The following is a 26,190-nucleotide window of genomic DNA, read 5'->3' on the forward strand; positions in this document are numbered from 1 at the left end:
TCGCAGAACCAGATACCGGAGACCTCTTCAGTTGTCGATCACCGCCACACCCTGACCTCGACGCTGCCAGCCCGACTTACGAAACACGCCTTAGTTGTGCGTCGGTTTCGGTGTCGTCCGGTTCGGTGTGGTCTGCGGTGAGCCGGAGAACGCCGCCGTAGGGCGCGGCGGCGTAACGGACGTCGGCCAGTTGTGCGGGGCTGTCGTTCAGGTGGGCGACGGGCAGCGCGGGGATCCCCCACGGGTGTAGGTCGTCCGCGATGTCTCGGAGTGGTCGGCGGGTGCCGGTGGTGGGCTCGGGGAGGTGGCGCACGTCGACGGCGATGACCATGTCACGCGGAATGCTGTCCTGTGCGCGTTGACTGAAGGTGCATGCGTCGGTGATCGGACCGTGCTCGGAGGGTGGCAGGTCGAAAATCGGGAGGATGTGTGGTGCGAGTTCGTCGGGGACGTGACTGACGGCCTGGAGTTCGGCTTGGCGCCCTTTGAGGATCGGGTGGTAGTCCGTCATTCGCATCGCCCCACACGATTTCGACGACAGTCACTTACGTCGATGTTCCACGTTCTGTGCCTGATCGACAACCATGCGTGTTCATACTGGTTGGGAGCAGGCGGGTGCGCGCTGGCAGGATCGGGCGGATGCGGGTGGGTGCGGCGCGGGCGGTGGCGGTCGGGTGGGTGCGGGAGCGGATGCGCGCCGACCCGTCGATCGAGGGGGCGTTGTTCAGCGGGTCGACTGTGGGGTTGCCCGACGACGCGGTGCTGCCGCCGTGGTCGGACGTGGACGTGCTGCTGGTACGCCGGGAGCCCGGCCTGAAGGTGGGCAAGTTCGTGCACCGGGGGGTGCTGCTGGAGGTCAGCACGATCACGTGGGACGAGTTGGGCGGCCCGGAGGACGTGCTGGGGTCGTGGGTGTTCGCGCCGATGTTCCGTACCGATGGGGTGATCGCGGATCCGTCGGGGCGGTTGGCCGCGGTGCGGGAGCGGGTGGCGGCGGGGTTCGCGGATCCGGTGTGGGCGCGGGCGCGGTGTGCGGGGGTGCGGCGGCGGATCGAGAACGGATTGCGGGCGGTCGGCGGCTCGGGGTCGCCGGCGGAGCAGGTGCTGGCGTGGGTGTTCCCGACGTCGTTGCTGGCGGTGTGGCCGGCGGTGGCGGGGCTGGCGGATCCGACGGTGCGGCGGCGGTACGCGCGGGCGGAGCGGGTGTTGTCGCGGTTCGGGTTCGCCGATCGGTATGCGGGGTTGCTGGACACGCTCGACGGCGGCGGTGTGGGTGTGGACGCGGCGCGGGTGCGGGAGCATCTGGCCGGGTTGGCGGTGCTGTTCGAGGAGGTGGCGCGGCTGCCTCGGGAGGGGTTCGCGTTCGGGGCGGATCTGGGTGCGGCGGGGCGTCCGGTGGTGTTCGACGGTGCGGCTGAGCTGATCGCGTCGGGCCGGCCCCGAGAGGCGATGTTCTGGGTGCTGGTGACGTACGCGCGGTGTCATGTGGTGCTGGGTGCGGTGGGGCCGGAGCGGGGGCGGGCGTTCGGGGCGGTACTGGCGGATATGGGTGTGGCGTCGGCGGCGGATCGGCGGCTGCGGGCGGACGCGCTGCTGGCGGCGTTGCCGCGCTGGCAGGCGGTGGTGGATGCGGTGGCGGCGGAGGCTGTGGCAGGCTGAGGGGGAACGCGACTGGCGGCACGGGGATGGGTGAACCATCGGGGAGCTCGTCGTGGGGGTCGACCGCCTGGGCCCTCGCGGGCGAGGTGTCGTATGTCTTCTGCGCGGTTGTTGCCGGGTGCGCCGGTGGCGGAGCGGGTGTTGTCGGAGGTCGCCGCGTCGGTGGTCGAGTTGCGTGCGGCGGGGGTGACGCCGGCGCTGGCGACGGTGCTGGTGGGTGACGACGACGCGAGCGCGGGCTATATCCGCATCAAGCAGCGTCAGGCGGCGGAGCTGGGTTTCGCGTCGCCGCACGTGCCTCTGCTGGCGTCGGCGTCGCAGGCGGATCTGCACGCGGTGCTGGCGGATCTCAACGCGGACAAGACGGTGCACGGGGTGCTGGTGCAGTATCCGATCCCGGGTCACCTGGACTACGACCGGGCGTTGGCGGAGCTGGATCCGGACAAGGACGTGGACGGGATGCACCCGGTGAACATGGGCCGGCTGGCGTTGGGGTTGCCGGGTCCGTTGCCGTGTACGCCGGCGGGGATCGAGGCGTTGCTGGCGTTCCACGGTGTGCCGGTGGCGGGCCGGGAGGTGGTGATCCTGGGCCGGGGTGCGACGTTGGGCCGGCCGTTGGCGATGTTGCTGGCGCAGAAGCGGCCGACGGCGAACGCGGCGGTGACCGTGGTGCACACGGGTGTGGCGGACTGGCCGCGGTACACGCGGCGGGCGGAGATCCTGGTGGCGGCGGCGGGGGTGCCGGGGATCGTGCGGCCGGAGCATGTGCGTCCGGGTGCGGTGGTGGTCGGTGGTGGGGTGCGGTACGAGGGGCGGCGGCTGCTGCCGGACGTGGACGAGTCGTGTGCCGAGGTGGCGGGTGCGATCACGCCGCGTGTGGGCGGGGTGGGTCCGACGACCGTGGCGATGTTGTTCCGTAACGCGGTGGAGGCGGCGCGGCGGCAGAGCGGTCTGGGCTGAGCGTCAGCCGAGGTCGACGACGAGGGGCCGGTGGTCGGAGATGGTGGCCAGCGGGGTGTGGACGGCCGTGACGGGTGGCAGCCGGTCGAGCGCGTGCCGGTCGGCGAGGATGTGGTCGAGTTGGACGCGGGGTTGCCCGGCCGGGTAGGTGGGGCGGCGGGCCAGGGGCTGCCAGCGGGTGAGCGCGGCTGCGGGTCCGGCGGGCAGGTTGAGGTCGCCGAGCAGGATCCGGGGTGCGGGCAGGGTACGCAGGACGCGGACGACGCGGCGTAGTTGCCACACGTTCCAGCCGGGGACGAAGGACAGGTGGGTGGCGGCGACGGTGAGGGGGCCGTGGGGGGTGTCGAGGACGGCGGCGAGCACGACGCGGGGTTCGTCGCGGAGCAGGACGAGTCCGCCGCCGGGGCCGGGTGCGTAGATGGGTGAGCGGACGGGTGCGGCGCGCAGGCGGGTGACCTGCCAGGAGCGGACGGGGTGGCGGCTGATCAGGCCGATGCCGTAGAGGGGTTCGCCGTGGCCGTCGTCGTCGTGGGTGAGGGGGCGGAACTGTTCGCCGGGGGTGCCGACGACGGCGGCGGCGAAGCGGTGGTGGTCGGCGTGCAGGGCGCGGGCGGCGACCGCGGTGAGGTCGAGTTTGCCGCTGCGGGTCTGGTCGCGGTCGACTTCCTGGAGGGCGAGGACGTCGGCGTCGAGGTCGGTGACGGCGGCGGTGAGCCGGTCGGGGTCGACGAGCCCGTCGGTGAGGGATCGGCCGTGCAGCAGGTTGAAGGTGGCCAGGCGCACCTGGACACCCTACGTCGTCGTGGGAGTCTTGCCGGGTGCTGAAACTGTTGTGCTGTTCGATGCTGGTGTTCGTGGCGGTGGGGTCGGTCGGGGTGTGGTTGCGGCGTCGCCGGGGGCGGTGAGGCTGGCCACAGGGTGCCTCGCGGCCGGTGGTGGCGTGGGCAGAATGCGGCGGTGGATGCCCTGTCGTTGACGACGTTGCTGACCGCTGCCCTCCTGGCCGGGTGGGTGGACGCGGTGGTGGGTGGCGGCGGTCTGTTGTTGTTGCCGGCGTTGCTGGTGGCGGCGCCGGGTGTGCCGGTGGCGACGGCGTTGGGCACGAACAAGCTGGCGGCGATCTTCGGTACGTCGACGGCGGCGGTGACGTACGCGCGGCGCACGAAGCTGGACTGGGCGGTGGCGGGTCCGGCGGCCGGGCTGGCGGTGCTGACGGCGGGGCTGGGTGCGGCGTTGGCGGGTGCGGTGCCGGGCAGCGCGTACCGGCCGGTGGTGCTCGTGGTGCTGGTGGCGGTGGCGGTGTTCGTGCTGGCGCGGCCGTCGCTGGGTGTGGTGGCGTCGCCGCGGCGGCGGACCCCGAAGCGGGTGGTGGTGGCGGTGGCGGTGGCCGGTCTGGGCATCGCCCTGTACGACGGGCTGATCGGGCCGGGTACGGGCACGTTCCTGGTGCTGGCGTTCACGGCGATTCTGGGTTCGGATTTCGTGCACGCCTCGGCGATGGCGAAGGTCGTGAACGCGGGCACGAATCTGGGTGCGCTTGTGGTTTTCGGGTTGACCGGGCACGTGTGGTGGACGCTTGGTGCGGCGATGGCGGTGTGCAACGTGGTGGGCGCGGCGGTGGGCGCGCGGATGGCGTTGAAGCGCGGCGCCGGGTTCGTGCGGGTGGTGTTGCTGGTGGTGGTGCTGGCGCTGGTGGCCCGGCTGGGTTACGACCAGTGGACGGCGAGCTGATCGCGGTGGCGGTGCGGGCGGAGCACGACCGGGCGGTGCTTGCGGGTCTGCTGGGCCGGGATCCGGTGTTGCACGCGTACCAGTTGGGTGATCTGGACGATTTCTTCTGGCCGTACACGTCCTGGTTCCGGCGTGGTGACCAGGTGGTGCTGCTGTATCACGGGGTCGAGTTGCCGACGTTGCTGGCGTTCGCGGCACCGGATCGGGTGGCGGAGCTTTCGGGGTTGCTGGCGGAGGCGGCGCCGGTGTTGCCGGCGCGGATGTGGGCGCACCTGTCCCCCGGTCTGGAGGCCACGGTGGGCCGCTGGTTCGTGGTGTCGGAGGCGGCGGCGCATCACCGGATGGCGTTGACTGATCCGGGGCGGCTGGCCGGGGTGCCGGCGGTGGGTGAGCCGTTGGGGCCGGCGGACGAGGCGGAGCTGGCCGGGTTGTACGCGGTGGCGTATCCGGGGAACTGGTTCGACGCGCGGATGCTGCGGACGGGCCAGTACCTGGGGGTGCGGGAGCGCGGCCGGCTGGTGGCGGTGGCGGGGGTGCACGTGTTCTCGCCGCGCTGGCGGGTGGCGGCGCTGGGCAACGTGACGACGCATCCGGATGTGCGGGGTCGTGGTCTGGGCGCGGGTGTGGTGGCGGCGTTGTGCGCCCGGCTGCTCACGTCGGTGGATCACGTGACGTTGAACGTGCGGGCGGACAACGCGGCGGCGGTGCGCCTGTACGAGCGGTTGGGGTTTTCCCGGGCGGCCGGGTTCACCGAGTGCGCGTTGACGTCAGCGGCCGCGGCTGGGTGAGTCGAATCGGCCGGCGCGGATCTCGCGCAGGGCGCGGCGGCGGGTGTCGCCGCGCAGGGTGTCGACGTAGAGGCGCCCGCGCAGGTGGTCGGTCTCGTGTTGCAGGGCGCGGGCGAGGAAGCCGCTGCCGGTGACGGTGAGCGGTTCGCCGTGCTGGTCGTAGCCGTGGGCGGTGGCGTGCAGCGCGCGGGGGGTCGGGAAGTACAGGCCGGGGATGGACAGGCAGCCCTCCTCGTCGTCCTGGAGTTCGTCGGACACCTCCAGCGTGGGGTTGATCATGTGGCCGCGCCGGCCGTCGGCGTCGTAGACGAACACCTGGGCGTTGACGCCGATCTGGGGTGCGGCGACGCCGGCGCGGCCGGGTGCGCCGAGCAGCGTGTCCATCAGGTCGGTGACGAGGGCGCGCAGTTCGGCGTCGAAGCTGGTGACGGGTTCGCTGGGGGTGCGCAGCACGGGGTCGCCGATGATCCGGATGGGGCGCATAGTCATGCCCGGAAGGCTATCCGTTGCTTACCGGTTCCGGGTGTCCGCTGCGGTGTCGAGGAGTCCGGTGTCGGCGATGCGGTCGCGCAGGGGGCGGCGGCGCAGGGCGTCGAGGACGGCGTACAGCTCGTCGGCGAGCGGCACCGGCAGTTCGGTGTCGAGGTGGCGTACGGCGGCGGTGGTGGCGGCCCATTCGGTTTCGACGGCGGGCAGCAGGGCGCGGGCGCGGTCGGTGAGGGTGACGATGCGGTGGCGGGCGTCGGTGCCGGGGCGCAGGTCGACGAGGCCGGCGCGGCGCATCTGGGCGACGGTCTGGCTGGCGGCGGAGTGGGTGACGCCGACGCGGGCGGCGAGGTCGCGGATGGGCAGCGGGCCGTCGGCGACGAGCGCGCGCACGACTGGTGAGTAGCGGGGCCGGTAGTCGGTGAGGCCGAGCCGGTCGTGGACGGCGGCGACGTCACCGTCGAGGACGTCCAGGACGTGGCGTAGTAGGGTGCCGAGGGCGTCGCGGTCGGGGGCGGTCACGTCCACTAATGTAACAGCGCTGTTGTATCTGACTCGGGGAGGCCACTGATGTATCCACCGATCGAGCCGTACGCGCACGGCATGTTGGACGCCGGGGACGGGCAGCGCGTGTACTGGGAGACGTGCGGCAACCCGGACGGGCGGCCGGCGCTCGTGGTGCACGGCGGGCCCGGCTCCGGGGCGGGCGCGTCCTGGCGGCGGCTGTTCGACCCGGCCGCCTACCGGATCGTGCTGTTCGACCAGCGTGGCTGCGGGCGCAGCACTCCCCCGGCGTCGGATCCGGCCACCGACCTGTCGGTGAACACCACCGCGCATCTGCTGGCCGACATGGAGGCGCTGCGCGTGCACCTGGGGATCGACAGGTGGCTGCTGTGCGGCGCGTCGTGGGGGTCGTCCCTTGCCCTGGCGTACGCGCAGCGGCACCCGGATCACGTCAGCGCGCTGGTGCTGTTCAGCGTGGTCGCCAACACCAGCCGCGAGATCGAGTGGGTGACCCGGGACATGGGCCGGGTGTTCCCGCAGGAGTGGGCGCGGTTCCGCGACGGCGTGCCCGAGGCCGACCGCGACGGGGACCTGTCCGCCGCGTACGCCCGGCTGGTCGCCGACCCGGACCCGGCGGTGCGGGACCGGGCGGCGCGGGACTGGTGCGACTGGGAGGACGTGCACGTGTCCCTGGCCGGCGGGTACGCGCCGAGTCCCCGGTTCGCCGACCCGGTCTTCCGGTACGGGTTCACCCGGCTGGTGACGCACTACTTCGCGAACCGGGGTTTCCTGCCCGACGGGCAGCTGCTGCGCGACGCGGGCCGCCTCGCCGGTATCCCGGGGGTGCTGGTGCAGGGGCGGCTGGACGTCAGCGGCCCGCCGGACATCGCCTGGCAGCTGACCCGGGACTGGCCGGACGCGCGGCTGGAGATCGTGGAGTCCGGCGGCCACGGCGGCGGGCACGGCATGAGCGAGCGCGTGGTCGCCGCCCTGGACTCCTTCGCCGCCGCCGGCTGAGCCGCCGCGCGGCCGCCAGCTCCCGAGCCGCCGCGCGCGGCCCCGCCGGCGCCCGGGCGGCCCGTCAGCCGGCGAGCAGGGCGCGGATCGGGGCGGCCTTGGCGGCGGCCTCGGCGACCTCGGCGGCCGGGTCGCTGTCCCAGGTGATGCCGCCGCCGGCCCACAGGTGCAGCAGGTCACCGTCGGCGGCGGCGGTGCGGATGGTCAGGCCCAGGTCGAGGCGGTCGGGGCCGACCCAGCCGAGCGCGCCCATGCTCGCGCCGCGTCCGACGGGCTCGAGCGCGGCGATGCGGGCCAGGGCAGCGTGTTTGGGTGCGCCGGTGACCGACCCGCCGGGGCACACGGCGCGCAGCAGGTCGGCCAGGCCCAGGCCGTCGGCGGGCGCCGCCGACACCGTGGACTCCGCCTGCCACAGGTCACACCAGCGGCGTACGGCGAACAGCTCGTCGACGCGCACCGAGCCGGTACGGGCCACCCGGGCCAGGTCGTTGCGTTCCAGGTCGACGATCATGACGTGCTCGGCGCGTTCCTTGGCCGAGGCGAGCAGGTCGCGGCGTCCGGCGGCGGTGGCCGGGCAGGTGCCCTTGATCGGGCGGGTGACCAGCCGGCCGTGCTCGACGGCGATGAGGGTTTCCGGGGAGGCGCAGCCGAGCGCCCAGCCGGGGCCGTGCAGGGTGCCGCCGTAGCGGGCGCCGGGCAGCGCGGCGAGGCGGGCCAGAGCGGGCAGCGGGTCGCCGCTGTAGGCGGCGGCGGCGTGGCCGACGACGTTGACCTGGTAGACGTCGCCGCGGGCGATGGCGGCGCGGACCGCGTCGACGGCGTCGGCGTGCGCGGCCGGGGTCCAGCTGTCGCGCCAGGGCCCGAGCCGCCACGGCGCCGGGGCCGCCGGCCGGGGCGCAGCGGGCATGTCGGTGTGGTGGTAGACGACCACGACCAGGTCGGGCAGCGCCGGCGCGGGACTCGGCGCGCCGGGCGACACGCCGATGGCGTACGCGCCGGCGGCGGCGGACAGGTACAGCGCGGCACCGCACACCGCGGCGTCCGGGTCGTGGCGACCGGGCCGGGCGAGGTCGTCGCGGTCGACGCCGTGCGCGGCGAGGAAGCGTTGCGCCAGGTCGGCGGGGTCGCCGCCGTCGCCGATCGACCAGTGCAGCCGGGCGGTCTCGACGAGCCGCCGGCGACATCCGGGCGGCGCGCCGGGAGCATCGACCTCCACCAGTGGGAGCGCTTCCACGACGTCCGGGCGGTTACGGGTCATCCGTTCAGCCCATTCTGGGTGAACAAGACGCATCCTTGCTCGTTGCCGCTCAGTTTTCCTTGGTACTGTGCGTCACTGGTCATGTGAACCATGACACAGTGCCCCCACAGTCCGGAGAACCCGATGTGTCAGCACCAGCCCACCTGCCCCTCCGCCGACGCGACCGACCGAGAGGCCGCCCGCGTTCTCGCCTGCTTCCCTGAGCAGGGCTGGAGCCTGCTCTGCAACGGTGTCATCGTCTTCGAGGACACCGGTGAGCTGCTCCCCGACGGGCGCACCATCGCCCCCCACCGGGGTCCGGCCCGCCACGCCCTCGTCGCCTGAGCGATCACGCAGCGTCAGTGAGCGTACGCGCCGGTCATGACCGTCCGGCGCGCCGGCCGGGGCGGCGACAGCCCACCGCCCCGGCGTCCGCCGCTCAGTCCTCGAACGCCTCCGGCGCGGGACACGAGCAGACCAGGTTCCGGTCGCCGTACGCGCCGTCGACGCGCCGCACCGGAGGCCAGTACCGGCCCGTCCGGTCCACGCCGGCCGGGTAGGCGCCCACCGACCGCGGGTACGGGTGCGGCCACTCGTCGGCCGACACCATCGCCGCGGTGTGCGGCGCGTTGGACAGCGGGTTGTCCCCCGCCGGCCACTCCCCCGAGCCGACCCTGTCGATCTCCGCCCGGATCGCGATCATCGCGTCGCAGAAGCGGTCCAGCTCGGCCAGGTCCTCACTCTCCGTCGGCTCCACCATCAGCGTCCCGGCCACCGGGAACGACATCGTCGGCGCGTGGAAGCCGTAGTCGATCAGCCGCTTCGCCACGTCGTCGACGCTCACGCCGGTGGCCTTGGTCAGCGGACGCAGGTCCAGGATGCACTCGTGCGCGACGAGGCCCTTGTTGCCGGCGTACAGCACCGGGAAGTGGTTGCGCAGCCGCGCCGCCACGTAGTTCGCCGCCAGGACCGCCACGCCGGTGGCGCGGGCCAGGCCGTCGGCGCCCATCATCCGCAGATACGCCCACGGGATCGGCAGGATCCCCGCCGACCCGTGGTTCGCCGCCGAGATCGCCGGCCGCCCGTCGGCGCGCGCGCCGAGCGGGTCACCGGGCAGGAACGGCGCCAGGTGCGACCGCACCGCCACCGGGCCCACGCCCGGGCCGCCACCGCCGTGCGGAATGCAGAACGTCTTGTGCAGGTTCAGGTGCGACACGTCCGCGCCGAACCGGCCCGGCTTGGCGAACCCGACCAGCGCGTTGAGGTTCGCGCCGTCGACGTACACCTGCCCGCCCGCGTCGTGGACCTTCGCGCACAGCTGGGCGATGCCGGTCTCGTACACGCCGTGCGTCGACGGGTACGTCACCATGATCGCGGCGAGCGCGTCCCGGTGCTTGTCGATCTTCGCGTCGAGGTCGACCAGGTCGACGTTGCCGTCGGCGTCGCAGCCGACCACCACGACCCGCATGCCGGCCATCACCGCCGACGCGGCGTTGGTGCCGTGCGCCGACGACGGGATCAGGCACACGTCGCGGTGCCCCTCGCCGCGCTCCCGGTGGTAGCCGCGGATCGCCAGCAGCCCGGCCAGCTCACCCTGCGACCCGGCATTGGGCTGCACGCTGACCGCGTCGTAGCCGGTGACCTCGGCCAGCCAGCCCTCCAGCTGCGCGATCAGCTCCCGGTACCCGGCGGTCTGCGTGTCCGGCGCGAACGGGTGCAGGTGCGCGAACTCCGGCCAGGTGATCGGTTCCATCTCGGTGGTCGCGTTGAGCTTCATCGTGCACGACCCCAGCGGGATCATGCCCCGGTCCAGCGCGTAGTCGAAGTCGGCCAGGCGGCGCAGGTAACGCAGCATCGCCGTCTCCGAGTGGTGGCTGCGGAACACCGGGTGGGTGAGGAAGCCCGACGTGCGGGCCAGCCCGTCCGGCAGCGCCGTCACGGTGTCGCCGTCGAACCCGTCGACGCCGAACGCCGCCCACACCGCCTCAAGGTGCGCGGGCGTGGTGGTCTCGTCGCACGACACGCCGACCCGGTCGGCGTCGACCAGCCGCAGGTTCACGTTGCGCTCGGCCGCGGCGGCCACCACGTCGGCGGCCCGGCCCGGCACGATCGCGGTGACGGTGTCGAAGAACGGCACGTCGGCCACGTCGACGCCGCCGGCCCGCAGCCCGGCCGCGAGCCGCGCCGCCGCCTCGTGGGTACGCCGGGCGATCGCGCGCAGCCCGTCCGGGCCGTGGTAGACGGCGTACATGCCGGCCATCACCGCGAGGAGCACCTGCGCGGTGCAGATGTTGCTGGTCGCCTTCTCCCGGCGGATGTGCTGCTCGCGGGTCTGCAACGCCAGCCGGTACGCCGGGTTGCCGTCGGCGTCGCGGGACACCCCCACCAGGCGGCCCGGCAGCATCCGCTCCAGGCCCGAACGCACCGCCAGGTAGCCGGCGTGCGGCCCGCCGAAGCCCATCGGCACACCGAACCGCTGGGTGGTGCCGGCGGCGATGTCGGCGCCGATCTCGCCCGGCGGGCGCAGCAGCGTCAACGCCAGCAGGTCCGCCGCGACAGCCACCAGCGCGCCCACGCCGTGCGCCGCCTCGACCAGCGCCCGGTGATCCCGGACCGCGCCGGAGGCGCCCGGGTACTGCAGGTGCAGGCCGAAGAACTCCGCCGGCAACTCGTCGCGCTCCACGTCGATCACGCGCACCTCGATGCCGAGCGGCTCGGCGCGGCTGGCGATCACCGCGACGGTCTGCGGCAGCGCGTCGGCGTCGACCACGTACACCGGGCTCTTGCTCTTGGACGCGCGGCGCGCGAGCGTCATCGCCTCGGCCGCGGCGGTGCCCTCGTCGAGCATGGAGGCGTTCGCCGTGGCCAGACCGGTCAGGTCGGTGACCATGGTCTGGAAGTTCAGCAGCGCCTCCAGCCGGCCCTGGCTGATCTCCGGCTGGTACGGCGTGTACGCGGTGTACCAGGCCGGGTTCTCCAGCACGTTGCGGCGGATCACCGCCGGGGTGTGCGTGCCGTGGTACCCCAGGCCGATCATGGACACGGCGACGGTGTTGCGGGCGGCCAGGGCGCGCAACTCGGCGATCGCCTCCCGCTCGCTCGCCGGAGCCGGCAGGTCCAGGGTGCCGTGCCAGCGGATCACCTCGGGGATCGCCGCGTCCATCAGCTCGTCGACGGAGCCGTAACCGACGGTCTCCAGCATCCGGCGTTCGTCGTCGCGGCCGGGACCGATGTGCCGGTCGGCGAACTGCTCTGCGGTCATGCGCTGCGCTCCTTGGTGGGGCGAGGTCGACGGGTCGGCCTCCCCCTGAGTCGCGCTGACGCGCTCCACAGCGCCTGCCCACGTGGTCCTTTTGCCTGAGAGGTTCCGGGGAGAATCTGCCCCTTCGGCGCCGTCGGATCGACGGTCTCTCCCACGTGGGTGGTACCGGCACCTTCCACGCTACCAGCGGGCGTGTTTCCGGCTCATGTCCCGGGGGATGATCACACCGCCGCCGGGGCCGCCACCAGCCGGTCGGCCAGCGCGCACAGCGTGGCACCCAGCGGCGCGTCCAGGCGCAGCGCCGCGTACCCGTCGCCACGGGTGACACCCTGGTTGACGATCGCCACCGGGATGCCGTGGCGGGCCGCCCGCAGCACGAACCGCCGCCCCGACATCACCGTCAACGACGACCCGAGCACCAGCAGCGCCCGGGCCCGCTCGACCAGGGCGAAACAGTCGGCGACCCGGGGCGCGGGCACCGTCTCACCGAAGAACACCACGTCCGGTTTCAGCATGCCCGTGCCGCAGAGCGCGCAGCCGACAGTGCGGAACCCGGTCACCGCCTCGTCGGGCAGATCCACGTCACCGTCGGGGTTGACACGCGCCACCCGGGCGTCGAAACCCGGGTTCGCCTCCGACAGCCGCCGGTGCAGCTCGTCGCGGCCGGTGGCGTTGCCGCAGTCCAGGCACGTCACCTCGTCGAGGCGGCCGTGCAACTCGATCACCCCGGCCGCGCCGGCCGCCGTGTGCAGCCCGTCGACGTTCTGGGTGATGATCCCCCCGAGCAGCCCGGCCGCCTGCAACCGGGCCACCGCCCGGTGCCCGTCGTTCGGCGCCGCCCGCGCGATCATCTGCCAGCCCAGGTGGCTACGCGCCCAGTACCGCCGCCGCGCCAGCGGATCCCGGGTGAACTCCTGGTACGTCATCGGGGTGTGCCGCCGGGCCGCGCCGCTGGGCCCCCGGTAGTCCGGGATGCCCGACTCGGTGGACAGGCCCGCGCCGCTGAGCACCACCACACCACCGGCGGCCACCAGCCGCGTCAACTCCTCGAACGCCTCACTCACCCGTCCATGCTCCCTCGCCGGCACGGTGATCGGCGAGGCCGGTCACCCGGCGGGGTACGCCCGGGCGGGCTAGGTTGACCATATGCGCGTCGTCATCGCCGGAGGCCACGGAAAGATCGCCAAACTGCTGGAGCGGGAACTGGCCGGACGCGGCGACACCGCGGTCGGACTCATCCGCAACCCCGACCACGCCGCCGCGCTGCGCGCCGCCGGTGCCGAACCCGTCGTCTGCGACCTGGAACACACCCACGTCGGCACCCTCGCCGCGCACCTGCACGGCGCCGACGCGGTCGTGTTCGCCGCCGGCGCCGGACCCGGCAGCGGCGCCGACCGCAAGGACACCGTCGACCGCGGGGCCGCCGTGCTGCTCGCCGACGCCGCCGTCCAGGCCGGGGTACGCCGCTACCTGCTGGTCTCCTCCATGGGCGTGGACGCCGCCCCCGCCGACGGCACCGACGACGTGTGGGCGGCGTACCTGCGGGCCAAGAAGGCCGCCGAGGACGACGTCACCACGCGGGACCTCGACGTGACGGTGCTGCGGCCCGGCCGCCTCACCGACGACGAACCCGAAGGCCGCATCACCCTGGCCCGACACGTCGAACCCGGCGCGATCAGCCGCGCCGACGTGGCCCGGGTGCTGCTCGCCCTGCTGTACGCCCCGGCCACCGCCGGGCACACCCTGGAACTGGTCGGCGGGGACAGCCCCATCGCCGAGGCGATCGCCGCCGTCTGACCCGCCGGCACGTCCCGGCCCGCCGGGACAGGCGGGCCGGGACAGGCGCTCAACGCTGGTGACGCGACAACGCCGGCTGCGGCACGCCCCCACCGCCCTGCGGCAACTCCCGGGCGATCCGCTCCATCGTGCGCGCCAGCTGCTCACTGCCGTCGTCGAGGTGCCGCGCCGCCGCCTGCATGTGCGAGATCATCATCTCGCCGAAGATCCGCAGCGCCTCCCGCGCCGCCACCGAGTCGTCGAAGCCGCTCCCGGCCGCGCTGCGGTACTCCGCCACCGCCCGCTCGGCCTCCCGCTTCGCCTCCTCCGCCGCCGCCCGCATGTAACTCTCGTACTGGGTACGGGCGTACTCGGCGACCCGGCGCGCGTAGTCGTGGGCCTGCGCGATGATCTGCTCGGCCTCCCGCTGCGCCGCCGACAACAGGTTGACCTCCTTCGCCGCCGGCGCCACCGCCGCCTCGGCGCTCGGGATCACCCCGTGCCGGTGCAGCTCCAGATGGTCGTTGAGCCGCTCGTTCTCCGCCCGCAGGTTCGCCACCTGCGCCGCCAGCAGATCCAGCTCGTCGGCCACCTGCAACCGGAACCGGTCCACATCGGTCTGGTCGTAACCGCGCCGGGTGAACGCCGCCGACCCGAACTCCCACCGCCGGACCCGGTCGGCGGTCAACCGCACCTGCACCGGACCGGACACCTGCTGCGCGTCGTAACCACTGATCGGGCCCGCGCTCACCGGCTCACCTCCGTTGTTCCCGGCCCGTCGGCGCCGGTCATCGTCCGCCACGCCGGGCCGTACCAGTGCTTGCCGTAACCCTCGTGATGCACCTGGCCCGGCTCGTAACCGGCAGCGGCGAACGCCGCCACCGAATGACCCACCATCTCGTCGGACCCGCACACGTACACATGCCGCGACCGCCAGTCCCCGTCGGCCAGCGCCCGGTCGGCGATCCGCACCGGCTCCCCCGGCCGCCCCGGCTCCGCCCCCGCCACGTACGACACCCGCAGCCACGGATGCGTCGCCGCCAACTTGTCGATCGCCTCGCTGTCGTAGAACTCCGTCCGCGAACGGGCACCCACATACAGGTCCACCCGCCGCCCCGAACCCTCCGCCGCGACCTGCTCCACCAGCGCCTTCACCGGCGCCCAGCCGGTGCCACCGGCCAGCAGCAGCAGATCCGACGACCCGGCCTGCCACAACGTCAACCGGTCCCCCACCGGCGACGCCAAATGGATCTGGTCACCGGCCGCGCACCCGTACACCAGCCGCGACGACACCACACCACCCGGCGCGGCCCGCACATGCAGCTCCACAGTGCCGTCCGGACGCGGCGCGTTCGCCGGCGAGTAGTACCGCCACGACCGCACCGCAGGATGCGACACCCCGATCGACTGGCCCGGCCGGAACGGCAACAGATACTGCGGACGCACCGTCAGCACCGCCACGTCGAACGTGCGCTGCTCGTGGGTCAGCACCTCCGCCACCCACCACGGCGGCGACTGCGACTCCGCGGCCTGCGCGCCCTCCGTCATCACCTGCGCGACCAGCCCGTACGCCGCGGTCCAGTCGGCGGCCAGTTCCTCGGTCCACGCCTCACCGCAGAAGTGCCGCAACGTCGCCAGCAGCGCCTCACCGACGGCCGGGTAGTGCTCGGCGCGCACCGCGAACTTCCGGTGATCCGCGCCGAGGTCCCGCAGGAACCCGACCAGCCGGTCCACCTGATCCACGTGGGACACCACATGCCCCAACGCCGCCACCAGACGGTCCCGCTGCCCGGCCATGTTCGTCGGGAACATCTGCCGCGTCTCCGGATGCGACAGGAACAGCGTCGAATAGAAGTAGAGCGGCACCTGGTCGCCGTGCGCGGCGACCAGGGACCAGCTCTGCTTGAGCCGTGCGACGTCCACGCTCAGGCGTCTCCCGCCGACACGACCTGCTCCCGCACCTGCCCGAGCACGACCTGCACGTCGGCGATCACGTCCGCCGGCACGCCCAGCTCCACCAGCGTCGCGGTCAGGTGCTCACCGACCTTCGCGTAGTGCTCGCCCGTGATGTTCAACGGCTGGTGCGCCTCGTCCAGCCCGCGGCCCGCGTACTCGTTCGGGCCACCCAGCACCACCGCCAGCATCAACGCCAGGTGCCGCCGCTGCTCCACCATGTCCACGTCGGCGAAGTAGCCGGCCAGATCAGGATCGGCCAGCACCTTGTCGTAGAACAGCTCCACAGCGGCCTTCACCGCCGCCGCGCCACCGATGCGCTCGTAGTGGGAGATCGGGGTGGTCTCGCTCGTCACCGTCATGCTCGGTCCTTCCAGCAGGGGTCCGCGGTCAGCGCCGCGGCAGGGGTTCGCCGTCCGGCGCGGCATCACACAGCGTTCCGCCGTGATCTCGACACGCCGACGACCGGAACGGACCATAGCGTGCCCGACACGCCAGTTCACGCCCACCCTGTCCGGATCCCGAGAACTGTCAACTACGGACAGTCAACAACCGGGGCGAGGTCGATGAACAAAGAGCTACCAGGCGGCGACAGCAGGTGAACACGAACGACGTACCGTCCTTTTCGGACATCACGTGCGCAGCGGCAGTGACCTGCGGACATTCACGCACTACTCGAACCGCGCCGCACACACCCCGAAGGCCACCGGGAAGGAGCACACCCCGTCACCAAAACACGAATCGCGCCACACCCTTTTCGGGCGCGGCGCGATCCCGTCAACGAGACGCGACGCAGGTCACCCGGCCCGACGCCGGGCCCGCCGCGCCGCCAACTCGTCACCCACCGGCTCGGCCTCCGGCTCCGCCGCGGCCGCCGGCTCCTGCCCACCCACCGGCTCCGCCGGCAGATGCGACAACGAACCCTGGATCTCCTTGAACGCCCCACCGATAGCGATGCCGAACACCCCCTGGCCGCCCTGCAACAGGTCGACCACCTCCTCCGGAGACCGGCACTCGTACACGGTCGTCCCATCGGAGATCAACGTGATGCCCGCCAGATCGTCCACCCCACGCGACCGCAACGCCTCGATCGCCTTCCGGATGTTCTGCAACGACACCCCGGCGTCCAGCAGCCGCTTCACGACCTTCAACACCACCAGGTCGCGGAACGAGTACAACCGCGACGTCCCCGAACCCGAAGCGTCACGCACACTCGGCACCACAAGCGCCGTACGCGCCCAGTAGTCGAGCTGCCGGTAACTGATGCCCACCGCCGAACACGCGGTCACACCCCGATAACCGACCTCGCCGTCACCGGCCGGATCGGCCCCCACACCCGCCTGCTGCTGCTCCACACTCGGACCAGGATCCCGCGGCTCGTGCATCCGGACCAACCTCCCCGCGCCCGTGGCGGTGCCGCGCCGACTCCCCGTACGCGCACCACTCGACACGGCAACCCTAACGCCGCCCCCCGCACTTCACCCGCAGGAGACACCACGACACGCCGCGCCACCACCCGGCGACACCACGCACCGGCACGCCTCAACCCGCGAAGTCCTCCGGACGCACCTGATCCAGGAACTCCCGGAACTTCTCCACCTCGTCCTCCTGCTCGTCCGGGATCACGATCCCCGCCTCGCTGAGGACCTGCTCCGCACAACGAATCGGAGCACCCACCCGCAACGCCAACGCGATGGAGTCACTCGGCCGCGCCGACACCCGCACCCCGTCACCCAGAAGCAGATCCGCGTAGAACACGTTCTCCTTCAACTCGGTGATCTCCACCGCCCGCAACGGCGCCTGCAACGCCGCCAGCACATCCCGCAGCAGATCGTGCGTCAACGGCCGGGCCGGCTTGACCCCCTGCTGCTCATAGGCGATCGCCGTCGCCTCGACCGCGCCGATCCAGATCGGCAGATAGCGGTCCCCCTCGACCTCCCGCAGCAGGACGATCGGCTGGTTACTGGGCAGCTCCACCCGAACTCCGACCACGCTCAGCTCGCGCACCGCCGCCTCCGTGTCGTCGTCACCTTGCACCGCGCCCTTCCCTGCACGGTACACGGACCAGGACACGGGAGTCCCACGCGCTACGTGCACCACGCCTCGCCGGACGGGCATACCCCGGCAAGCCTACGACACGCGCCACCAAGCAGATCTTTCCGCGCCCACACGCGACGAAGGGCCGGACGCCGTAACGGCACCCGACCCTCCGCACCGACCTCACCGGCCCAACGTCGACCGCAACCCCACCCGCAGCAACGCCGCGTGCAACCGCTGCGACAACGCCACCAGCTCCCGCGCCGTCTCCGCCGCCCGAGCCCGCGCCGCCGGATCACTCTGCCGCGCCAACGGCGCCACCAACTGCGCGAACAAGCCGACCTCACGATCCGCCGCCGACCGGTACGCCCGCAGATGCCGCGGCTCCAACCCGTACGCCGCCAGACCCGCCACCGCACTCGCGATGATCAACGCATCCGCGTCGTACCACCCCGGCGGATCCGACACCAGCACACCCAGCCGCTCCAACTCCGCGAGCGTCGACTCGTCAACACCACTACGAGCGATCAGACCGGCCCGGTCCAGCCGCACCTCCGACGACTCGGCCGACTCCCCCGGCTCCCGGCCCGGAACCTCACCACCCGGACCCACAGCCACCAGGTTCGGCCGCCCCCGCCCCGGCGACGGGCCAGACCCGTCCCACCGGGCCAACTGCTCCCGGATCACCCGCAACGGCAGATACTGATCCCGCTGCGCGGTCAACACGAACCGCAACCGCGCCACATCGTCCCAGCCGTACTTCCGATAACCCGCCGGCGTCCGCTGCGGCTCCACCAGGCCCTCGGCCTCCAGGAACCGCAACTTCGAGATCGTGACGTCCGGAAACTCCGGCCGCAACTGCGCCAGCACCTCGCCGATACTCATCAGCGCAGGCGCCCGCGCCGCCCCGGACGGCGTCGAAGCCGCAGGCTCGTTCACCCCCGGCCGGCCTCCTCCGGACGCGGACCGGCGATGAACACCACCCGGAACTTACCGATCTGCACCTCGTCACCGTTACTCAACGTGGCCGCCTCGACCCGCTCACGATTCACGTACGTGCCGTTCAGGCTGCCCACATCCCGCACCGTGAACGTCCCACCGTCACGGTGGAACTCCGCGTGCCGCCGCGACACCGTCACGTCGTCCAGGAAGATGTCACTGTCCGGGTGCCGCCCACTCGTCGTCACATCGTGGTCCAACAGGAACCGGGCACCCGCATTCGGACCCCGGCGAACCACCAGCAACGCCATACCCGGCGGCAACGAACCGGACATCCGGCTCGGCACCACATCGGTGTCCGGCCCCTCCAGCACTTCGTCGAGCGAGCCGAGATTGAGCGTCGAAGTGACGTCGAGCGGGGGGAACTCGTCGTCTGGGCGCGTCATGGGACCACCTCACGGATCTGTTCGGTCGGCGTCAGGGAATGGCGGGTCTGGCCGCCGGGCAACACCACACCCGGCGGCTGGCTCCCCTTGCCCGGGAAGGCGCATTCCGCAACGCTCAAACTATTGGTTCTCGGTCGACTGGGCGAGCCTAGCCAGCGCCGAAATGCAGGGCAACCGGACGCGCGGAACCACGCCGCCGCCCGGAACAGCACGAACTCAGCTCTCGGTGAGCTCGCGGTACGCATCGGCGGTCAGCAAACCCTCGACCGCCGCCGGATCGTCCGGAGTGATCTCGACCAACCACCCCGCACCGTACGGATCCGTGTTGATCACCTCAGGGGTGTCGGTCAACGCCTCGTTGCGCGCCGACACCGTACCGCTCAGCGGCGCGTAGATCTCCGACACACTCTTCGTCGACTCGATCTCGCCCAGCGACTCACCCGCCGCCACCACCGCACCGGGCTCCGGCAGCTGCACGAACACGATGTCACCCAGGGCGTCCTGCGCGAAGTGCGTGATACCGACGCGGACGACACCACCGTCACCACCGACCACCCACTCGTGCTCGGCGGTGTACCGCAGATCCTCAGGAATCACCAGCTGCGTCCTTCGTCATCGGTGCACCGGAGAAACCGGCGCGGCCGCGACCGGTCACGAAACCGGCCGGGCGTGGTCCAGCTTGATCGGCGCGTGCAGCTGCGAAACCTCCACAACCTCACGATCCTCGGAGGTCACGTTACCGCCGCCGTCCCGCACCGATGCGACCACCCCGCCGGGAATGTTCAACGCCGTACGCATCGTCGCCGGATCACCGATCACCATGATCGTGAACGGACCCGTCAACCGACGCCCGTCCACCACCAGCGCACCATCGGGCCCGTCCACGAAATACGTCGACGCGATGACCCGCGCCGCCGTACCGTCCGCCCCCTGGATCTGCATCGCCTCCGCGCCCGCACCCCGCAACTCCTGCACCGCGTCCAGGATCCGCGTCGACGACACCGCCTTCGACGGCCCCGAGAACCGCACCTCAAGACCCGGACCCACCGCCGGCAACGTACCCGCCAGGATGCCCAGCTCGTCCGCCCGCCGCGTCGCCTCCTCCAACGCCGCCTGCCGGCCCTGCTCACCCGAGCGCAACTGCCGCTGGCTCTCCTCCAGCAACTCGATCTCCTGGCGCAGCCGCCGCTCCCGCGAATCCAGATCCGACGAGATCCGCACCAGGTCCTCCTCCCGCGTCGCCGCGAGCGTCGGATCCGTCGACGTCGTCTTGAACTGCACCACCAGCGTGAAACCCAGCAACGCCAGCAGCACCGCGATCATCGCGCCCGCCGACGAGAACCGCCGGGCCACCGACGGCGCACCGGCCGCCGCACCCGGCTCCGGCTCGGACTCCGGCACCGCTTCCCGCTCCGCGGGCTCCGCCGCCTCGTCCGGCACCGGCTCCACCGGCGCCAACGGGCTCAACTCGTCCGGATCGGGCGCGTCCGGGCGCGGATCCGGCTCACCAGCCGGACCCGACGGCCGCGCCGGCTCCCCCGGCCGCGGCCACCCCGTCCCCGTCTCCCTGTGTTCCTCGCTCATCGCCACAAACCTACGCCCGGAACAGGTGCCGGCGGATCGCCGCCACGTTTCCGAAGATGCGCACGCCGAGCACGACCACCACACCCGTCGACAACTGACCGCCCACACCCAACTGGTCACCCAGATACACGATCAGACCCGCCACCAGCACATTCGAGATGAACGACACCACGAACTGCTTGTCGTCGAAGATCCGGTCCAGCTTCGCCCGCACCCCACCGAACACCGCGTCCAACGCGGCCACCACAGCGATCGGCAGATACGGCTGCAACGCCGCCGGCACGGTGGGGTCCAGATACACCCCGAGCACCACACCGGCGAGCAACGCCAGCACCGCGATCATCGGCCACCTCCCGAGGGGCTGGAAGAAACATCCGGGCCGGACGACCCAGGACTCGACGAACCGGCGGCACCCGAACCCGACGGACGCGCACTCGCGCTCGGACCGGGAGTCGCCGGAGGCTCGGCGTAGCGTAGCCGCGGCTGCGGCGCCGCCGGCAACGTGAGGTCACCGACCCGCTTCACCCCGAACGACAGACCCGTCGTCCGCGCCACCTCACGCATCAACGCCGCCGCCCGGCTCTCGTCGAACCGGTCCCGCATCGACCTCGGCCCGATCGCCTGCACCTCGTACGGACCCGTCACCGGCCGGTAGTCCACCAGGATCGCCTCACCCGCCGACCGGATCGTCGACGTCGCCGTCAACCGCTGGCCGTTCACCGCCACCGCCTCGGCGCCCGCCGCCCACAACGCGTTAGCGACCTTCTGCAGATCCGAATACAGCACCCGGGACGGACCCGCGTCCCCGTTGGTCACGCCGTCCTCGTCCGCCGCCGCGTCGGCCAGCCGCACCACCACGCCGTCCCCGCGCACCCGGGCCAGGCCGGTACCCGCCTCCAGCGTGCGCAACCGGGACGCCTGCGAACCACTCAGCGTCGCGTCCCGCTGCCGGCCGACCTCCTCGCGCAACTGCTCGGCGCGCTCGGTCAACCGGTCGGTCTCCGCCTCCCGGCCCTTGATCTCGGCGACCAGGCCGGCCCGCGCCGTCGCGCGGCTCGGCTCCTCCGCCACCGTCTCCCGGTACGCCACCGCGAACAGGAACCCGATCACCGCCAGCACCAGCAGGCTCACCGGGCGGCCCAGCACCTGCCGCACCCGCGACATCGAGCCCGTCGCCCGGCGCGCCGACGCGTCCCCGTATCCCGGATCCAGCGGATTACGGAACAGCTCGGTCAGGAAGTCCGGCGCGTACACCCGGCTCGACGGGTCGCGCTCCTTCTCCCCGTCCCGGGACGGCGGCGCGGTCATGCCGCCGCCTCCGCGCGCCGCTCCCGCATGACCCGCACGAGGCGGCTGGCCTGCACCACGTACATCGCGCCGGCCACCCAGTAGAGGACCAGGCCCCACCAGGCCAGCCCCCAGCCGATCGCGCCGGCGGCGGTGCCGGCGCCCGGCACCGCGTCCGCCAGCAGGAGGACCGGGAACGCCGCCAGCAGCAGGAACGTCGCGGTCTTGCCCATGTAGTGCACCGGCGGCGGGCCGTAGCCGTACCGGCGCAGCACGCCGAGGGACACCAGCAGCAGCAGCTCGCGGGCCAGCAGCGCCCCGGTGAACTGCCAGGGCACCACCTCGCGGGCGGTGAACGCGAGCAGCGTGGCGAGGATGTAGAGGCGGTCGGCCAGCGGGTCGAGCAGCTCGCCGAGCCGGCTCACCTGGCCCAGACGGCGGGCGATCCAGCCGTCCACCCAGTCGCTGGTGCCGCCCACGGCGAGCACCGCGATGGCGGCGACGTCGGCACGGACCACGAGGAACAGGTACAGGAAGACCGGCACGCCGACGAGCCGGACGAAGCTGATCAGGTTGGGCAGCGTGAGGACGCGGTCTCCCACGACCGTGGTGGCCCTGGAATCCGGTTGCTCAGCTGGAGCCGGCCGACGCGACACCGAACCCTCCCTTCGCAGCACGGTCCGGCAGCCGGACGAGCGGCCGCTGGAGGGACGTGCGCGTTGCCGGCCGGTCAGACGCCGGCGCCCTCTGTGATCCCGGGCTGGGACCTCCCCGACGCGGCCCGTGATCACGGGCCGCCCAGTAGCGCTGCCACTATATCGGGCTCGCCCTTCCCGTTCCGTTCGCCCGCTGCGTGGTTGCTCAGCGGTGTCACGGTGGCGACCATCACAACCGCTAAGGCATCCTAGGACACTAGTCGAGCGGTGGGAGGCGGGGCGGACGCCGGCGTGCCGGGTCAGGCTGTACGCGCGGCCGAGTCGGAGCCGGCCTGCGGGGCGGACGTGGTGGCCGCCTGACTGAACGCCACAAGCGCCAGCAGCAGCTCGTGCTGCACCCGGTTGGGCATCCGGTCGAGCACGGCCTGCACCGCCCGGTGCCGCCTCTCCTGGAGGTCGCGCAGCAGCGTGTCCGCCGCCGCGGTCGGGATCAGCCGCACCTCCCGCCGGTCGCGCGGGTCGGCCACCCGGCGCAACAGGCCGACCGCCTCGAGGCGGTCGCAGAGCCGGCTCGCCGACGACGGGACCACGTCCAGCAGCTCGGCCAGCCGGTTCACGTTGGTGTCCGGATGCGACACGATCAGCGACAGCACCCGCAACTGGGTGGGTGAGACGCTGACGGTGTGCCGGGAGGTCGCGGAGTCGAGCACACCGATGAGCGCCTCCGCAGCCGACTCGATGGCCGCGGCAAGATTCGGAGGTCGCTCCACTCGCTGTCCCCTGCGATCGTCCCGCTCGTGTTCGCTCCGCCGCCCCGGTCACTGCCCCGTCGCGTCGTCGGACCGGCTGGAGCCCAGCCAGTCCAGGCAGACGACCACCGCGTCGTCGCGGAGATCCGCGTCGGCATGGTACGCGTGCAGTTCGCGCATCACCGTACCAACTGCCTCGGTCGCCGGCTGCAGCCGAGTCGACCGCATCGCGCGCGCCATCGCCCGGACGCCGTACGGCTCCTGGTCGTCGGGCTCCGCCGCGTACACCCCGTCGCTGACCACGAAGAGACGGTCGCCCGGATCCAGAGTGAACTCCTGCACGTCGTAGCGCGTCTCGGCGAACATGCCCAGCGGCAGTTGCTGCTCCAGCGCGATCGGCGTGACGCGGCCCCCGCGCAGCCGCAGCAGTTGCGGAGAGCCGGCGTCCACCACCCGCATCACGCCCCGCCGGCTGTCCAGCTCCAGCAGCAGGGTGGCCACGTGCCGGCTGCCCCGGTGCTGGTAGTAGATGGTGTCCGAGGCCAGCTCCGCCTGCTCCACCAGGCTGCCGCCGGACCGCCGGGCGTTGCGCATGGCGTTGACGGTCATCGCCGTCAGCATCGACGCGGCCAGGCCGATGCCGGTGCCGTTGAGCACGGTGAGGGTGAGCCGGTCACCGTCCACCGACCAGTCGAAGTGGTCACCGCCCACCGTGTACGCCGGTTCGAGCTGTCCGGCGAGCAGCGCGTCGCCCAGCCGTACGCTGCGCCCCGGCAACAGGTCCCACTGCATCTCGGCGGCCATGCTCAGCCGTTCCCGCCGCCGGGCCCGCCGGTAGCGGTCGGTCTCCCGGTCGGCCGCCCGGATCGCCACGGCGAGTTCCCCGGCGGCGTCGCGGGCGGCCTCCACGGTGGCCGCGTCCGGGTCGCCGGGCAGCTCCACCATCAGCACGCCGAGCCGCTCGCCCCACACCGACAGCGGCAGGTACGCCCGGCAGCGGCCGTCCTCGACGATGTCCAGAACCGGCTCCTGGCTGCTGAAACAGCGCTGGGCCACGCTGCGGGCCAGCAGCGGGCCGCCGTCGGGCACATCCGGGTCGAGCACCGGCCAGAGTCCGCTGGCGCGGTAGTCGGCGACGAACACCTCCGCCCGCGCGGCCCCGAGCGTCTGGCGCAGCACCGCGTCCGCGGTCTCCACCAGCTTGTCGGGCGGCGCCGTGCGCAGGGCACGCGACACCGTTCCGGACGCCTCCGGCATGCTCATCCTCCGATGACGACTATTGCTACAGAGCAAACATCATACGAAGGCCACGGGACGGCGTACGCTCCGCCTCGGCCGCGCGTGCCGGGACCGGCTCAGCCGGCCGGGCGCGACGCCAGCGCGCCGTGGAACGCGTCCGGCACCGGCTCCGGCTCCCCCACCGGCCGCCACCGCGCCACCGGCACGATGCCGTCGCCGGTCGGCTGCCAGCGGCCCAGCAGCGGCGCGAACCGCCCGGGCGCCCGCATCCGGAACGCCGGACCCATCATGGCCAGCGCCTCCGGGTGCCCGGCCAGTTCCTCGGAGTCGAAGTCGATCGCCAGCCGGCTGCCCGGCGCCACCGCCTGGTACAGCTCGTCGAGCGTACGGGCGAGGGTGTCGTCGTCCAGGAACGCCGCCAGCCCGAGGAAGACCACCCCCACCGGCCGTCTCCCCCAGCCCGGCACGAAGCGGTGCAACTGCGCCCGGTCGACGGTCCCGATGTCGGTGGCGTCGCCGTAGCCGTAGCCGGCCCGGTCGCTGCCGGCGAGCAGGCGCCGGCCCAGCCGGACCGTCTCCGGGTCCACGTCGGTGTAGAGGACCGTCGCCTCCGGCGCGACCTCGTGCACGTTGCCGCAGGTGGGCACGCCCGCGCCGAACACCAGGAAGCCGTCGATCCCGTCGTCGGCCATGGCCCGCACGGTACGGCCGAGGAAGCCGCGCAGCGAGCGGAAGATCGCCGCGCAGGGCCCGTACGCCGCCTCGAACGCCGTCGCGGCGGCCACGTCCACCGGGCGGTGGTGCCGGCCGCCGAGCCAGTAGTCGATCATGCGGGCGGTGCTCGGTCCGTCCGGCTGATCCATCGACGGGGCTCCCTCCCCTGGGCGCTGCACGCCAGCGTACCCAGCGGACGAGCCCGCCGGTATCGCCCCGGGCCGAACGTCCCGGCCGCGATACTGGCCACGGGGGTGCCCGCCACGAGGAGGTACTGGTGAACTCGGCGAACGGGGCCGCGGTGGTGGCCGGAGTGGACGGCTCCGAGCCCGCGACGCGGGCGGTACGCCTGGCGGCCCGGGAGGCGCGGGCGCGCAACCGGCCGTTGCGTCTGGTGCACGGCTTCATCTGGCCGCTGATGCGCGTGCCGGTCTCCGCGCCGGCCGGGTCACCACCCGGTGCGGGGCTGCGCCACCAGGCCGAGCAGCTGGTCGCCGACGCGGTCGCGGTGGCCGAGGCGGAATCGCCGGGGCTGCGCATCACCGGCGAGATCATCGACGGCGAGGCGGCGGCGGTACTGCTCGCCGAGTCCCCCACCGCCGCCGTGATCGTGCTCGGCGACCGGGGCCTGGGCGGCTTCGCCGCGCTCGTGATCGGCTCGGTCGCCCTGCAGGTCGCCTCGTACGCCGACTGCCCGGTGCTGATCGACCGCGGCGCCGCCCGCCCGGACGGCCCGGTCGTGGTCGGCGTGGACGGCTCCACACTGTCGCGCGGTGCCGTCGAGTTCGCCGCCGAGACCGCGGCGGTGCGCGACGCGCCGCTGCGGGTGCTGCACGCGGCCTCGCGCAACCGGGACGACGCCGAGCAGGAGCGGGTGCTCGCCGAGGCGCTCGCCGGGATCGGCGAGCGGTGGCCGGCGCTGGCGGTGCACACCGAGGCGATACGCGCCAAGCCGGTCGCGGCGCTGGCCGCGGCGTCCCGCGACGCGCAACTCGTGGTGGTGGGGCGGCAGGGCCGGGGCGAGCTGAGCGGGCTGCTGCTCGGCTCGGTGAGCCAGGGGATCCTGCACCGGTCCGCCTGCCCGGTCGCGGTGGTCCGCGCCCCGGACTGAGCGCCGGCCCGTGCGGCCGGTCCGGCACGGTTGGTCCCGGCCCGGGCGGGTAGAC

At 72.8% G+C, this 26,190-nt stretch carries 30 protein-coding genes and 1 riboswitch; of the genes, 8 read left to right on the top strand and 22 right to left on the bottom strand.

Annotated elements, in window-relative coordinates:
• Positions 1-76 precede the first annotated feature (76 nt).
• A complete protein-coding gene (locus AB0B20_RS26530) occupies positions 77-511 on the bottom strand; it encodes a hypothetical protein (protein ID WP_357474358.1) in 435 nt (144 codons plus the stop codon).
• A 104-nt stretch (positions 512-615) separates the two neighbouring features.
• Between AB0B20_RS26530 and AB0B20_RS26535 the strand changes: the two genes are divergently transcribed.
• Complete coding sequence (locus AB0B20_RS26535; protein WP_357474361.1) at positions 616-1,659, top strand: hypothetical protein; 1,044 nt, start codon at positions 616-618, stop codon at positions 1,657-1,659.
• A gap of 93 nt (positions 1,660-1,752) precedes the next feature.
• On the top strand, positions 1,753-2,619 hold the full coding sequence (locus tag AB0B20_RS26540; RefSeq protein WP_357474364.1) for a tetrahydrofolate dehydrogenase/cyclohydrolase catalytic domain-containing protein: 867 nt from the start codon (positions 1,753-1,755) through the stop codon (positions 2,617-2,619).
• 3 nt (positions 2,620-2,622) lie between these two features.
• Here AB0B20_RS26540 and AB0B20_RS26545 read toward each other — a convergent pair whose 3' ends face one another.
• Positions 2,623-3,402 carry an endonuclease/exonuclease/phosphatase family protein gene (locus AB0B20_RS26545; protein WP_357387419.1) on the bottom strand — a complete coding sequence of 260 codons (780 nt, stop codon included), beginning with the start codon at positions 3,400-3,402 and terminating at the stop codon, positions 2,623-2,625.
• Positions 3,403-3,576: 174 nt separating this feature from the next.
• On the opposite strand from AB0B20_RS26545, the gene AB0B20_RS26550 reads away from it, so the two are divergent.
• Together AB0B20_RS26550 and AB0B20_RS26555 are read left to right on the top strand one after the other, a co-directional pair.
• Positions 3,577-4,350 carry a TSUP family transporter gene (locus AB0B20_RS26550; protein WP_357474368.1) on the top strand — a complete coding sequence of 258 codons (774 nt, stop codon included), beginning with the start codon at positions 3,577-3,579 and terminating at the stop codon, positions 4,348-4,350.
• Positions 4,335-5,138: a GNAT family N-acetyltransferase gene (locus AB0B20_RS26555; RefSeq protein ID WP_357474371.1), complete on the top strand. Its 804-nt coding sequence runs from the start codon at positions 4,335-4,337 to the stop codon at positions 5,136-5,138. Before AB0B20_RS26550 ends, AB0B20_RS26555 begins: the two co-directional genes overlap by 16 nt.
• Here AB0B20_RS26555 and def read toward each other — a convergent pair.
• Together def and AB0B20_RS26565 are read right to left on the bottom strand one after the other, a co-directional pair.
• Positions 5,118-5,627, bottom strand: coding sequence for a peptide deformylase (gene def / locus AB0B20_RS26560; RefSeq protein ID WP_357387425.1), 510 nt, complete (start codon positions 5,625-5,627; stop codon positions 5,118-5,120). The two genes, AB0B20_RS26555 and def, sit on opposite strands and share 21 nt — an antisense overlap.
• Before the next feature lie 21 nt (positions 5,628-5,648).
• The gene (locus AB0B20_RS26565; protein WP_357387427.1) at positions 5,649-6,146 is read right to left on the bottom strand and encodes a MarR family transcriptional regulator; all 498 of its coding nucleotides are present in this window, start codon (positions 6,144-6,146) and stop codon (positions 5,649-5,651) included.
• Positions 6,147-6,194: 48 nt separating this feature from the next.
• On the opposite strand from AB0B20_RS26565, the gene pip reads away from it, so the two are divergent.
• Complete coding sequence (gene pip, locus AB0B20_RS26570) at positions 6,195-7,145, top strand: prolyl aminopeptidase (RefSeq protein WP_357474374.1); 951 nt, start codon at positions 6,195-6,197, stop codon at positions 7,143-7,145.
• Between the two features lie 64 nt (positions 7,146-7,209).
• Here the strand turns inward: pip and AB0B20_RS26575 are convergent, their stop codons facing one another.
• Positions 7,210-8,403: a chorismate-binding protein gene (locus AB0B20_RS26575; RefSeq protein ID WP_357474377.1), complete on the bottom strand. Its 1,194-nt coding sequence runs from the start codon at positions 8,401-8,403 to the stop codon at positions 7,210-7,212.
• Positions 8,404-8,526: 123 nt separating this feature from the next.
• Between AB0B20_RS26575 and AB0B20_RS26580 the strand changes: the two genes are divergently transcribed.
• Positions 8,527-8,727, top strand: coding sequence for a DUF5999 family protein (locus AB0B20_RS26580; protein WP_013286363.1), 201 nt, complete (start codon positions 8,527-8,529; stop codon positions 8,725-8,727).
• 94 nt (positions 8,728-8,821) lie between these two features.
• On the opposite strand, the gene gcvP is transcribed toward AB0B20_RS26580, so the two are convergent.
• Both gcvP and AB0B20_RS26590 read right to left on the bottom strand, forming a co-directional pair.
• On the bottom strand, positions 8,822-11,644 hold the full coding sequence (gene gcvP, locus AB0B20_RS26585; protein ID WP_357474380.1) for an aminomethyl-transferring glycine dehydrogenase: 2,823 nt from the start codon (positions 11,642-11,644) through the stop codon (positions 8,822-8,824).
• A gap of 73 nt (positions 11,645-11,717) precedes the next feature.
• Positions 11,718-11,808, bottom strand: a riboswitch (glycine riboswitch).
• A gap of 57 nt (positions 11,809-11,865) precedes the next feature.
• Positions 11,866-12,708, bottom strand: a complete 843-nt coding sequence (locus tag AB0B20_RS26590; protein WP_357387435.1) for an NAD-dependent protein deacetylase — start codon at positions 12,706-12,708, stop codon at positions 11,866-11,868.
• Between the two features lie 82 nt (positions 12,709-12,790).
• On the opposite strand from AB0B20_RS26590, the gene AB0B20_RS26595 reads away from it, so the two are divergent.
• Complete coding sequence (locus AB0B20_RS26595; RefSeq protein ID WP_357474383.1) at positions 12,791-13,441, top strand: NAD(P)H-binding protein; 651 nt, start codon at positions 12,791-12,793, stop codon at positions 13,439-13,441.
• A 49-nt stretch (positions 13,442-13,490) separates the two neighbouring features.
• Here the strand turns inward: AB0B20_RS26595 and AB0B20_RS26600 are convergent, their stop codons facing one another.
• From AB0B20_RS26600 to AB0B20_RS26670, 15 genes are all read right to left on the bottom strand, one after another.
• Positions 13,491-14,171 carry a DivIVA domain-containing protein gene (locus tag AB0B20_RS26600; RefSeq protein ID WP_357387439.1) on the bottom strand — a complete coding sequence of 227 codons (681 nt, stop codon included), beginning with the start codon at positions 14,169-14,171 and terminating at the stop codon, positions 13,491-13,493.
• Positions 14,168-15,343, bottom strand: a complete 1,176-nt coding sequence (locus AB0B20_RS26605; protein ID WP_357387441.1) for a globin domain-containing protein — start codon at positions 15,341-15,343, stop codon at positions 14,168-14,170. The genes AB0B20_RS26600 and AB0B20_RS26605 overlap by 4 nt, the downstream gene beginning before the upstream one ends.
• A gap of 2 nt (positions 15,344-15,345) precedes the next feature.
• A complete protein-coding gene (locus AB0B20_RS26610; RefSeq protein ID WP_194803355.1) occupies positions 15,346-15,735 on the bottom strand; it encodes a group 1 truncated hemoglobin in 390 nt (129 codons plus the stop codon).
• 435 nt (positions 15,736-16,170) lie between these two features.
• A complete protein-coding gene (locus AB0B20_RS26615) occupies positions 16,171-16,758 on the bottom strand; it encodes a MerR family transcriptional regulator (RefSeq protein ID WP_357387443.1) in 588 nt (195 codons plus the stop codon).
• Between the two features lie 157 nt (positions 16,759-16,915).
• Positions 16,916-17,380, bottom strand: a complete 465-nt coding sequence (locus AB0B20_RS26620; RefSeq protein WP_091577612.1) for a bifunctional nuclease family protein — start codon at positions 17,378-17,380, stop codon at positions 16,916-16,918.
• A 213-nt stretch (positions 17,381-17,593) separates the two neighbouring features.
• A complete protein-coding gene (locus tag AB0B20_RS26625; RefSeq protein WP_357387445.1) occupies positions 17,594-18,295 on the bottom strand; it encodes a MerR family transcriptional regulator in 702 nt (233 codons plus the stop codon).
• Between the two features lie 50 nt (positions 18,296-18,345).
• Positions 18,346-18,795 (bottom strand): FHA domain-containing protein, encoded by a 450-nt coding sequence (locus AB0B20_RS26630; RefSeq protein WP_046570336.1) that lies wholly within the window; start codon positions 18,793-18,795, stop codon positions 18,346-18,348.
• A gap of 216 nt (positions 18,796-19,011) precedes the next feature.
• Positions 19,012-19,392 carry a glycine cleavage system protein GcvH gene (gcvH, locus tag AB0B20_RS26635; protein ID WP_357474386.1) on the bottom strand — a complete coding sequence of 127 codons (381 nt, stop codon included), beginning with the start codon at positions 19,390-19,392 and terminating at the stop codon, positions 19,012-19,014.
• 54 nt (positions 19,393-19,446) lie between these two features.
• Entirely contained in the window at positions 19,447-20,379 is a 933-nt protein-coding gene (locus tag AB0B20_RS26640) for a DUF881 domain-containing protein (RefSeq protein WP_357387449.1), read from the bottom strand.
• A 10-nt stretch (positions 20,380-20,389) separates the two neighbouring features.
• The gene (locus AB0B20_RS26645) at positions 20,390-20,722 is read right to left on the bottom strand and encodes a small basic family protein (RefSeq protein WP_007071104.1); all 333 of its coding nucleotides are present in this window, start codon (positions 20,720-20,722) and stop codon (positions 20,390-20,392) included.
• Positions 20,719-21,687, bottom strand: a complete 969-nt coding sequence (locus AB0B20_RS26650; protein ID WP_357474389.1) for a DUF881 domain-containing protein — start codon at positions 21,685-21,687, stop codon at positions 20,719-20,721. Before AB0B20_RS26650 ends, AB0B20_RS26645 begins: the two co-directional genes overlap by 4 nt.
• Complete coding sequence (locus tag AB0B20_RS26655) at positions 21,684-22,322, bottom strand: CDP-alcohol phosphatidyltransferase family protein (protein ID WP_357474392.1); 639 nt, start codon at positions 22,320-22,322, stop codon at positions 21,684-21,686. The genes AB0B20_RS26650 and AB0B20_RS26655 overlap by 4 nt, the downstream gene beginning before the upstream one ends.
• Positions 22,323-22,621: 299 nt before the next feature.
• Positions 22,622-23,092, bottom strand: coding sequence for a MarR family transcriptional regulator (locus tag AB0B20_RS26660; protein WP_357474395.1), 471 nt, complete (start codon positions 23,090-23,092; stop codon positions 22,622-22,624).
• Positions 23,093-23,140: 48 nt separating this feature from the next.
• Complete coding sequence (locus AB0B20_RS26665) at positions 23,141-24,328, bottom strand: GAF domain-containing SpoIIE family protein phosphatase (protein WP_357387457.1); 1,188 nt, start codon at positions 24,326-24,328, stop codon at positions 23,141-23,143.
• A 98-nt stretch (positions 24,329-24,426) separates the two neighbouring features.
• The gene (locus AB0B20_RS26670; protein WP_357387459.1) at positions 24,427-25,173 is read right to left on the bottom strand and encodes an SAM-dependent methyltransferase; all 747 of its coding nucleotides are present in this window, start codon (positions 25,171-25,173) and stop codon (positions 24,427-24,429) included.
• A gap of 128 nt (positions 25,174-25,301) precedes the next feature.
• Here AB0B20_RS26670 and AB0B20_RS26675 point away from each other — a divergent pair, with 128 nt between their 5' ends.
• Positions 25,302-26,135, top strand: a complete 834-nt coding sequence (locus AB0B20_RS26675; RefSeq protein WP_357387461.1) for a universal stress protein — start codon at positions 25,302-25,304, stop codon at positions 26,133-26,135.
• Positions 26,136-26,190 lie beyond the last annotated feature (55 nt).

Source organism: Micromonospora sp. NPDC049151, assembly GCF_040648395.1.
Lineage (GTDB): Bacteria > Actinomycetota > Actinomycetes > Mycobacteriales > Micromonosporaceae > Micromonospora.

Bases quoted from the DNA above. Each gene is read 5' to 3' on its own strand.
- AB0B20_RS26530 (WP_357474358.1), bottom strand. From the start codon at position 511: ATGACGGACTACCACCCGATCCTCAAAGGGCGCCAAGCCGAACTCCAG.
- AB0B20_RS26540 (WP_357474364.1), top strand. From the start codon at position 1,753: ATGTCTTCTGCGCGGTTGTTGCCGGGTGCGCCGGTGGCGGAGCGGGTG.
- def (WP_357387425.1), bottom strand. From the start codon at position 5,627: ATGACTATGCGCCCCATCCGGATCATCGGCGACCCCGTGCTGCGCACC.
- pip (WP_357474374.1), top strand. From the start codon at position 6,195: ATGTATCCACCGATCGAGCCGTACGCGCACGGCATGTTGGACGCCGGG.
- AB0B20_RS26575 (WP_357474377.1), bottom strand. From the start codon at position 8,403: ATGACCCGTAACCGCCCGGACGTCGTGGAAGCGCTCCCACTGGTGGAG.
- AB0B20_RS26580 (WP_013286363.1), top strand. From the start codon at position 8,527: ATGTGTCAGCACCAGCCCACCTGCCCCTCCGCCGACGCGACCGACCGA.
- gcvP (WP_357474380.1), bottom strand. From the start codon at position 11,644: ATGACCGCAGAGCAGTTCGCCGACCGGCACATCGGTCCCGGCCGCGAC.
- AB0B20_RS26595 (WP_357474383.1), top strand. From the start codon at position 12,791: ATGCGCGTCGTCATCGCCGGAGGCCACGGAAAGATCGCCAAACTGCTG.
- AB0B20_RS26610 (WP_194803355.1), bottom strand. From the start codon at position 15,735: ATGACGGTGACGAGCGAGACCACCCCGATCTCCCACTACGAGCGCATC.
- AB0B20_RS26615 (WP_357387443.1), bottom strand. From the start codon at position 16,758: ATGCACGAGCCGCGGGATCCTGGTCCGAGTGTGGAGCAGCAGCAGGCG.
- AB0B20_RS26625 (WP_357387445.1), bottom strand. From the start codon at position 18,295: ATGAGTATCGGCGAGGTGCTGGCGCAGTTGCGGCCGGAGTTTCCGGAC.
- AB0B20_RS26630 (WP_046570336.1), bottom strand. From the start codon at position 18,795: ATGACGCGCCCAGACGACGAGTTCCCCCCGCTCGACGTCACTTCGACG.
- AB0B20_RS26640 (WP_357387449.1), bottom strand. From the start codon at position 20,379: ATGAGCGAGGAACACAGGGAGACGGGGACGGGGTGGCCGCGGCCGGGG.
- AB0B20_RS26645 (WP_007071104.1), bottom strand. From the start codon at position 20,722: ATGATCGCGGTGCTGGCGTTGCTCGCCGGTGTGGTGCTCGGGGTGTAT.
- AB0B20_RS26650 (WP_357474389.1), bottom strand. From the start codon at position 21,687: ATGACCGCGCCGCCGTCCCGGGACGGGGAGAAGGAGCGCGACCCGTCG.
- AB0B20_RS26665 (WP_357387457.1), bottom strand. From the start codon at position 24,328: ATGCCGGAGGCGTCCGGAACGGTGTCGCGTGCCCTGCGCACGGCGCCG.
- AB0B20_RS26670 (WP_357387459.1), bottom strand. From the start codon at position 25,173: ATGGATCAGCCGGACGGACCGAGCACCGCCCGCATGATCGACTACTGG.